This window comes from Cupriavidus sp. 86D6, assembly GCF_057815095.1.
This window is the reverse complement of the sequence record NZ_JBYPSB010000022.1, coordinates 54,984-62,821: the sequence shown is the minus strand read 5'-3', so window position 1 is coordinate 62,821 and position 7,838 is coordinate 54,984. Positions and strand designations below refer to the sequence as shown.

The 7,838-nt window shown below is 67.5% G+C and carries 9 protein-coding genes; 2 read left to right on the top strand and 7 right to left on the bottom strand.

The window, feature by feature from the left end; genetic code table 11:
• The 6 genes from AC3G88_RS27800 to AC3G88_RS27775 all read right to left on the bottom strand — a co-directional run.
• On the bottom strand, nucleotides 1-201 hold a 201-nt coding region (locus tag AC3G88_RS27800), incomplete at its 3' end, for a hypothetical protein (protein WP_488894349.1).
• Between the two features lie 215 nt (nucleotides 202-416).
• Complete coding sequence (locus AC3G88_RS27795; RefSeq protein ID WP_488774225.1) at nucleotides 417-971, bottom strand: thioredoxin family protein; 555 nt, start codon at nucleotides 969-971, stop codon at nucleotides 417-419.
• An 81-nt stretch (nucleotides 972-1,052) separates the two neighbouring features.
• Nucleotides 1,053-1,472 (bottom strand): organic hydroperoxide resistance protein, encoded by a 420-nt coding sequence (locus tag AC3G88_RS27790; RefSeq protein ID WP_153946867.1) that lies wholly within the window; start codon nucleotides 1,470-1,472, stop codon nucleotides 1,053-1,055.
• A 73-nt stretch (nucleotides 1,473-1,545) separates the two neighbouring features.
• Entirely contained in the window at nucleotides 1,546-2,157 is a 612-nt protein-coding gene (locus AC3G88_RS27785) for a copper resistance protein CopQ (protein WP_488774224.1), read from the bottom strand.
• A gap of 426 nt (nucleotides 2,158-2,583) precedes the next feature.
• Nucleotides 2,584-3,855, bottom strand: a complete 1,272-nt coding sequence (locus AC3G88_RS27780; protein ID WP_488774234.1) for a sensor histidine kinase — start codon at nucleotides 3,853-3,855, stop codon at nucleotides 2,584-2,586.
• 29 nt (nucleotides 3,856-3,884) lie between these two features.
• Nucleotides 3,885-4,628: a response regulator gene (locus AC3G88_RS27775; protein ID WP_153946865.1), complete on the bottom strand. Its 744-nt coding sequence runs from the start codon at nucleotides 4,626-4,628 to the stop codon at nucleotides 3,885-3,887.
• A 230-nt stretch (nucleotides 4,629-4,858) separates the two neighbouring features.
• Here AC3G88_RS27775 and AC3G88_RS27770 point away from each other — a divergent pair, with 230 nt between their 5' ends.
• Nucleotides 4,859-6,673 (top strand): cytochrome c biogenesis protein DipZ, encoded by a 1,815-nt coding sequence (locus AC3G88_RS27770; RefSeq protein WP_488774223.1) that lies wholly within the window; start codon nucleotides 4,859-4,861, stop codon nucleotides 6,671-6,673.
• Here AC3G88_RS27770 and AC3G88_RS27765 read toward each other — a convergent pair.
• The gene (locus tag AC3G88_RS27765; protein ID WP_488774222.1) at nucleotides 6,652-7,254 is read right to left on the bottom strand and encodes a DUF2239 family protein; all 603 of its coding nucleotides are present in this window, start codon (nucleotides 7,252-7,254) and stop codon (nucleotides 6,652-6,654) included. The two genes, AC3G88_RS27770 and AC3G88_RS27765, sit on opposite strands and share 22 nt — an antisense overlap.
• Nucleotides 7,255-7,443: 189 nt before the next feature.
• Between AC3G88_RS27765 and AC3G88_RS27760 the strand changes: the two genes are divergently transcribed.
• The gene (locus AC3G88_RS27760) at nucleotides 7,444-7,833 is read left to right on the top strand and encodes a hypothetical protein (RefSeq protein ID WP_488774221.1); all 390 of its coding nucleotides are present in this window, start codon (nucleotides 7,444-7,446) and stop codon (nucleotides 7,831-7,833) included.
• Nucleotides 7,834-7,838 lie beyond the last annotated feature (5 nt).

Sequence of the window (7,838 nt, the reverse complement as noted above, 5' to 3'; positions counted from 1 at the left end):
GTCGGCACGGTCCAGTTCCAGCGGATGGGTCAGCTGGACGGTGACCTCGTAAGGCTTGCCGAGTGTCTCGACGGCCTTGAACGAGACCACCGACAGGGCGATGGCGGTGGGCGCAGCGGGGACTTCGAGGCGGTAGGACTGGCGGCCTGGCATCGTTGCCGGTAGACCGTCCGCAGACCCAAGCAAGTGTTTATCGATCATCGGTTCGCGTCACGCACTGTTTGCTGTGCGACGCACGCTACACCGACTTTCTGCCGACAAAGCTACCGATTTCGCGGTGATCTAATCCGACGCAACCGCACGCAGAATTCGTCGGATTGCGATTTACGCGCAAATGAAAAGGGCCCTGCGAAGCAAGGCCCTTTCCGGGTTCCGAGACAGGCTCGGACGCTGATTCCTTCACGACGACTGCGCGCTCACCCAGGCTGTGCCGCCTTGCGTTCCGCCAGCAGTTTCTGGATGGCCGCCTCGGTTTCCTTGTAGCGGCCTTCGCCGTAGTGCTGGTAGACGATGCGGCCATTGGCGTCGATCAGGTAGAGCGCGGGCCAGTACTGGTTGCGATAGGCCGACCATGTGCCGTACATGTTGTCCTGCGCCACCGGGTAGCGGATGTCGTACCGCTTCAGCGCCGCCTGTACGTTCGCGGTCGATTTTTCGAACGGGAATTCCGGCGTGTGCACGCCGACCACCACTAGCCCCTGGTCCTTGTACTTGTCGTACCACTGTTTCACATACGGCAGCGTGTTCACGCAGTTGCCGCAGGCGTACGTCCAGAAGTCGACCAGCACCACCTTGCCACGCAGTTGCTGCATCGTGAGTGGCTCGGAATTCAGCCAGTTGTTGATGCCCACGAATTCGGGGGCGGCGCCCTGGTCGCCAACCTTTGGAATTTCGGCGATGGCGCCGGTGCCGAAGGTATAGATGGCCGCGATGCCGATGGCGGCGAGCATGGCGCGGATGACGTTACGCATGATTCAGGGGCCTCTGTCCGGAAGATGCTCGCCCCGCGTCCGCAGGGCGGACGTCGGGGCGATGGCGCGATGGGGCACTGGTCAGACCAGTTCGGTTTCGATATGGATGTTGCCGTGCAGGGCCTTCGAGTACGGGCAGGTGCGGTGGGCGGTGTCCACCAGCGCCTGCGCCACCTCGCGCTCGATGCCGGGGATATGCACGCGTAGCCGGGCCTGCAGCAGGTACTCCGCACCGGCCGTGCCAAGGTCCACTTCGGCATCGACCGACAGGTCTTCCGGCAGCTTGATCTTCTGCTTGCCGGCGGCCAGGCCGATGGCGCCGATGAAGCAGGCAGACCAGCCGGCGGCCAGCAGCTGCTCGGGGTTGGTGCCGTTGCCCTTGCTGCCCGGCGACGACAGGTCGATGTCGAGTTTGCCGTCGTCGCTGCGGGCCGATCCGTTGCGGCCGCCGGACGTGATGTGGACCTTGCCGGTGTACAGGACGTTTTCGATGCGGGTCATGGTGGATTCCTTGTCTTGTTCAGTGGTTGGTTGTGGTAAAGCGGATTCGATGGCGACGGTGCGTGGGCCGGGCTCAGGCGTAGGCGCCATCCAGGTACGGATCGACGCTGCGTGCCGGATCGGCCGACACGCCGGTGCGGTCCATGCCGGCCACCGTGCGGGCGCCTTCGTAGTACGGGTCGAGCGTGCGGGCGCCGTCATAGAACGGGCTACGCTGGTCTTGCACCGAGCGGGCGCCGTCCAGGTACGGATCGGCCGAGCGGGCCGGCGGGGCTGACACGCCGGTGCGATCCAGGCCGGCTACCGTATGGGCGCCGTCGTAGTAGGGGCTGCGCGGTTCCTGCACCGAATGGGCACCGTCGGTGTACGGGCTGCGCTGGTCCTGTACCGAACGCGCGCCGTCGCTGAACGGATCGGCCGAGCGGAACGACAGGCTTGCCACCGTGCGGGCGCCGTCGGTGTACGGGCTGCGCGATTCCTGCACCGTGCGGGCGCCTTCGGTGTACGGGTCGCGGGCGTCGGCGGCCGAGCGGGCGCCTTCGCTGAACACGTCGCGTGCACCCTGTACGGCGCGGGCGCCGTCGGCGTACACATCGCGGGCCCCGACAACGGAAGCCTGTGCGCCAGCAGCGGCGGCAACCAGGGCAACGGCGAGAACAAGGCGCTTGGTGAGGTTCTTGGACATGATGGTTTCCTTTTCAGTGGTATGCGGTCGATTCGGTGGATGCCGTGGCAGCGTTTTCGCTGTCGTTTGTGCGTCGCGCTGCCATGGACCGTATTTAAGGCGGCCCACGTATCGCGCCCGTAGCGAATTGGCGGCCGTTGTGTCAGGGCACGTATCGTCGCGGCGGCCTGATACAAAGCCGTACAAAAAGCAAGGAAGCCTGCGGGGAGGCGAGCACTACGGGGAGGGGAAGAACCGCGGAGGTGCGCCTTGCGGCACGCCCCTCTCCCGGGAGGGAGGGAGAAAGAGAGATGTTGGAGGGGGAGGGCGGCAAGGCGCTGCTGGCCTGCCCGGTGCGATTTGGATCGCTCGCCCTATCCCTGGACCCTTCTCCGCCGACGGGAGAGGGGAGCAAACCGAATCGCTGGAGACTATCGCAAGACAGCCTCAGCCAAGCCGGATTTCGGCAGCCAGGCCGCCGCCTTCGCGATTGCGCAGCGTCAGCGAGCCGCCGATGGCCGCCGCGAGCTGGTGGGCGATGGCCAGGCCCAGGCCGGTGCCGCCGGTCTCGCGGTTGCGCGAGCCCTCCAGGCGGACAAACGGCTGCAAGACGGCTTCGAGCTTGTCTTCGGGGATGCCGGGGCCCCGGTCCATGATCGATATGATCACGGCGTCACGTTCGCGGTGGACGCCCACTTCGGCCGCCCCGCCGCCATATTTGATGGCGTTGTCGATCAGGTTGGTCAGCACGCGCCGCAGCGCATTGCGGCGCGTCACGATGGCGCCGCCGGCGTTCTCGCCGATCGACACGTCCTTGCCGGTGTCCTGGTAGTCGTAGACCAGGCTTTCGACAAACGACCCCAGGTCGATCTTCGACGCCTCCTCGCCGTCGCCGCCCGAACTGCGCGCGTACGCCAGCCCTTCGCGCACCAGCGTCTGGATTTCCGCCAGGTCGTTGACCAGCTTGCGCTTTTCCTCGGAATCCTCGGCCAGCTCCGCGCGCAGCTTCATCCGCGTGATGGGGGTCTGCAGGTCATGCGAGATGGCGGCGAGGATCTGCACGCGCTCCTCGACAAATTGCGCGATGCGGTCGCGCATGGCATTGAACGCCCGCGCCGCCTGCGCCAATTCCGTGGGCCCGTGCTCGTCCAGCGGCTGCGACCGGGTATTCGGGTTGAGCGCGTCGGCGGCGTCGGCCAGCGCCACCAGCGGGCGGATCGACAGGCGCACGGCGAACCAGCAGCACAGGATCAGCAGCAGCAACTGCAGCACCAGCACATAGGGCAGCCACTGGGCGATGGGCGTCATGCGCGGGTGCACGTCGATGGTCAGCGGGCTGCCGTCGCTCAGCGTCAGATGCGCCTGCAGCTGCTTGCCGTCCCCCGGAATCGACTCCACCGTGACCGGATAGTGCGTGCCGGTGGCTTCCATGATCCGCTCGGCGATGTCGCGCCCGCGCTGGGTCATCTCCGGCACCCCCGGCGATCCTGGCCCCAGGATGTACTGGTAGTTGCCACGGTTCACGCGCGGCAGCCACTGCGGGCGCTCGGCGGCGGGAATCCGGTCCAGGATCGCCACCGACGTCGCCACGTCGGTCTCCAGCGTGCCCAGCATGACCTGCCGCGCCGACATGTACCGCTCCGAAAACAGCACGGCAAACGACATCAGGTGCGCGACGATCATGCCCGCCAGCAGGATCAGGAACAGGCGCGATCCCATGGTATGGGGCCAGCGCCAGCGGTGAGTGCTCACTGACGTGCCTCCGTAATCTCCACGGGCATCGAGAACACATAGCCCTCGCTGCGCACCGTCTTGATATAGGCCGGCTCACGCGCGTCGTCCTTCAGGCGCTGGCGCAGGCGGCTGACCAGCAGGTCCACCGACCGCTCGAACATGTCGGCTTCGCGGCCCTGCGTCAGGTTCAGCAGCTGGTCGCGGTTCAGCACGCGCTGCGGGTGGTCCACGAAGACGCGCAGCAGCCGATATTCCGCCCCGCTCAGCGCGACGATGGTGCCTTCGTTGTCGATCAGGTGGCGCGCGGTGGTGTCCAGCTGCCAGTCGCCGAAGGCCAGCATCTGCCCGGCCTCGGTGATCTGCAGGTTGGGCGGCAGCATCCGGGTGCGGCGCAGCACGGCCTTGATGCGCGCCAGCAGCTCGCGCGCGGCGAACGGCTTGGTCAGGTAGTCGTCGGCGCCCATTTCCAGGCCGATGATGCGGTCGGTCTCGTCGTCGCGGGCGGTCAGCATCAGGATCGGCGTGGTCTTGTGCTTGCCCGCGCGCAGTTCGCGGCACAGCACCAGGCCATCGTCACCCGGCAGCATCACGTCCAGCACGATCAGGTCGACCGTGTTGCCGTCCAGGAACTGGCGCATGTGGCGGCCGTCCGGCGCCATGGTCACCCGCAGGCCATTCTTGGTCAGGTAAGTGGATACCAACTCACGGATCTCCCGGTCGTCATCGACGATCAGGACATGGTCGACATGCGATTCCATCAGCTTCACCCCTGGGCAATCTATTTTTAGGAAAAATGTGAACAATCAGTCCGTTGGCGGCATTGTATGGGCGCGGGCGCCGTCGCGTGTATCGCAATGTATCTGGCGGCAGCCGGCCCACAAAGCCATACAACTTTGCCGGTTGGCGACACATTTACGGTAGATCACGGGCGTCTCATTGGGGCATGCCAGATGGCTGGCCTCTCATCCTTGCCGAAAGGAACCCGACCATGACGCTGCTGATCCTTGCCTACCTGGGTGGTGCCCTGACCATCCTGAGCCCGTGCATCCTGCCCGTGCTGCCGTTCGTGCTGAGCGGCAGCGGCCAGCCGTTCCTGCGCGGGCGGCTCCCGATGCTGGCCGGCATGGCGCTGACCTTTGCGGCGGTGGCCACGCTGGCGTCGGTGGGCGGCGCCTGGGCGGTGCGCGCCAACGAATACGGCCGCCATGCCGCGCTCGTCCTGCTGGCGATGTTCGGGGTGTCGCTGCTGGTGCCCCGCCTGGCCGATGCGCTGACGCGGCCCGTGGTGGCGCTGGGCAACCGGCTGGCCGGCGATGGCACGGCCGGCGCCGCGTCGCCGTGGGCATCGCTGCTGCTCGGGGTGGCCACGGGCATGCTGTGGGCACCCTGTGCCGGCCCCATCCTGGGCATCGTGCTGACCACGGCCGCACTGCAGGGCGCCAGCGTGCAAAGCTCGCTGCTGCTGGTGGCATACGCGGCCGGTGCGGCCACGTCGCTGGCCGCCGCGCTTGGGCTGGGCGGCCGCCTGTTCGCGGCGATGAAGCGGTCGATGGGGACCGGCGAATGGCTGCGTCGCGGCCTGGGCATGGGCGTGCTGGGCGGCGTGGCCGCCATCGCCATCGGCGCCGATACCGGCTTCCTGGCGCGGCTGTCCATCGGCAGCCCGGCCCGGCTGGAACAGGCATTGATCGACCGGCTGCACAACGCATCGGCGCCGGCCCCGCAGGCCAGCCACGAAGATGCGTCCACGACCGCTGCCGCAGGCAACGCCGGCGCCAGCGCGGGCATGCTGCTGGCCGCCAACGACACCGGTTACGGCTTCGGCAGCCGCCTGCCGGCCGAAGGCCAGTTGCCGCCGCTCGATGGCGCGGTCCAGTGGTTCAACACGCCGAACGGTGCGCCCATCACGCGCCAGCAGTTGCAAGGCAAGGTCACGCTGGTCTATTTCTGGACGTACTCGTGCATCAACTGCATCCGCACGCTGCCCTACCTGCGCGCCTGGGCTGACAAGTATCCGGGCCTGCAGGTCATCGGCGTGCACACGCCCGAGTTCGCCTTCGAGAAGAAGCCGGACAACGTGCGCCGTGCCATCGGCGACTTCCGGATCGGCTTTCCGGTGGCCGTGGACAGCGACTACGCCATCTGGCGCGCCTTCCACAACAACTACTGGCCGGCGGCGTATTTTGTCGATGCGCGCGGCACTATCCGCCACCACCAGTTCGGCGAAGGCGACTACGCCCAATCCGAGCGCGTGATCCAGACCCTGCTGGCCGAGGCCGGCCAGCCGTCTGCGTCGCGCGATGTGGTGGTGCCCGATGCCACGGGCGCGCAGGCCGCGCCCGACCTGCGCAACGTCCGCTCCGGCGAGACCTATGTGGGCTACAACCAGGCGTCGAACTTCGCTTCGCCGGGCGGCATCCGTGCGGATGCACCGCGCAATTACGCCGTGGACGGCAAGCTGCGCCTGAACCAGTGGGGGCTGGCCGGCCAATGGACGGTCGGACCGGAATTCGCCACCGTGGAACGCGCCGACGGCAGCATCCGCTACCGCTTCCAGGCCCGCGACCTGCACCTGGTGCTGGGGCCCGCCGCCAACGGACGCGCCGTGCGCTTCGTGGTGACCATCGACGGCAAGGCGCCGGGCGACAGCCATGGCGCCGATATCGACGCCAACGGCAACGGGGCGATCACCGCCACGCGGCTCTACCAGCTGGTGCGCCAGGCCGGCGAAGTGGGCGAACACACGTTCGAGATCCGCTTCCTCGACCCGGGTGCCCAGGCCTACGCGTTCACGTTCGGCTGATCGTCGCCGAAGGCCGGCGCGGCCAGCTTGCGGGCGTGGTCGCGCAGGTCGGCGGGCCACGCCTGGGACAGCGCCACGAAGCGGTCCCGGTCGCCGCCGTACAGCGCGCGGGATGCCTCCTCGTAGCCGGGCTGGTTGCCGAGCATCGTCGACATGAACCGGTCCGCCGCGGCCTTGGCACGGCCGGCGGCCAAACCGGCGTCGGCCCCCTGGCCCTTGCGCGCGGCGTCCACCAGCTTGCGCAGCGTCACCGACGCCCCGCCCGGCTGCTCGCCCAGCCATTCCCAATGGCGCGGCAGCAGCGTGACCTCACGCGCCACGACCCCCAGCTTCGGCCGCCCCGCGCCCTTCCTGGCCGGGCCGTCATCGGCAGCCGGCGGCGCCAGCCGTGCGGCAATGTCGGCATCGCTGCCGCGCAGGTCGAAATCCAGCTGCCGGCCCGTGGTATCGCCAAACGCCAGAATCGATTGATGCGGATCGGCACGCAGGGCGGCCGCCACGGCCAGCGCCACGTCCACCGGCTTGCCGGACGCCAGCCGCCGCTCGCCAGCAAAGGCGGTACAAGATTCGTTGTCTTCCATGGGGTCTCCCGACGCCGTTGTGATGGGAGTCGATATTACCCGGATAATATCCAGGCAGTCAATTACATCCGGGTAATATTTTTCTTGCGGGAAGGATGGGGGGGCCAACGCGTGGCGTTTTGACCCGGGGCGCCGCGCATGGCAGCATCGCGGGGCAGATTTTCCAGACCACTTCTTATGAAACCTTCAATGATCGGAATCCGGCCACTGCTGATCGCGGCGATCGTCAGCCCGCTGCTGGCGGCCTGCGCCAGCGGCAGCTCTGTGGAATACCTTGAATCGCAGGACGGCAAGCCGTTCCATTCCGACGCCAGCGTGGGCGACATCGTCGTCTGCCTGAAGCAGAAGCTCGGCGACGACGCGAACGTGCTGGCCTATCCCGAACCGGGCAAGGTCGACGTGCGCGTGGGCTACGGCCACCGGGCCGACGCCGGCTACTCGTACCTCATCAACCTGCGCGCCGCCCGCCAGGGCACCGACGTAGAAATCCGCAGCGCCGGAGACTTTCGGCCGATGCTGAGCCAGGGGCGCGTGACGGGCTACATCAAGAACTGCCAGCCGGGCACCCCGGCGCGGTAAGCGCG

Coding starts and splice junctions, on each gene's coding strand:
- AC3G88_RS27795 (WP_488774225.1), bottom strand. CDS start 971: ATGCGTAACGTCATCCGCGCCATGCTCGCCGCCATCGGCATCGCGGCC.
- AC3G88_RS27790 (WP_153946867.1), bottom strand. CDS start 1,472: ATGACCCGCATCGAAAACGTCCTGTACACCGGCAAGGTCCACATCACG.
- AC3G88_RS27785 (WP_488774224.1), bottom strand. CDS start 2,157: ATGTCCAAGAACCTCACCAAGCGCCTTGTTCTCGCCGTTGCCCTGGTT.
- AC3G88_RS27780 (WP_488774234.1), bottom strand. CDS start 3,855: ATGGGATCGCGCCTGTTCCTGATCCTGCTGGCGGGCATGATCGTCGCG.
- AC3G88_RS27775 (WP_153946865.1), bottom strand. CDS start 4,628: ATGGAATCGCATGTCGACCATGTCCTGATCGTCGATGACGACCGGGAG.
- AC3G88_RS27770 (WP_488774223.1), top strand. CDS start 4,859: ATGACGCTGCTGATCCTTGCCTACCTGGGTGGTGCCCTGACCATCCTG.
- AC3G88_RS27765 (WP_488774222.1), bottom strand. CDS start 7,254: ATGGAAGACAACGAATCTTGTACCGCCTTTGCTGGCGAGCGGCGGCTG.
- AC3G88_RS27760 (WP_488774221.1), top strand. CDS start 7,444: ATGATCGGAATCCGGCCACTGCTGATCGCGGCGATCGTCAGCCCGCTG.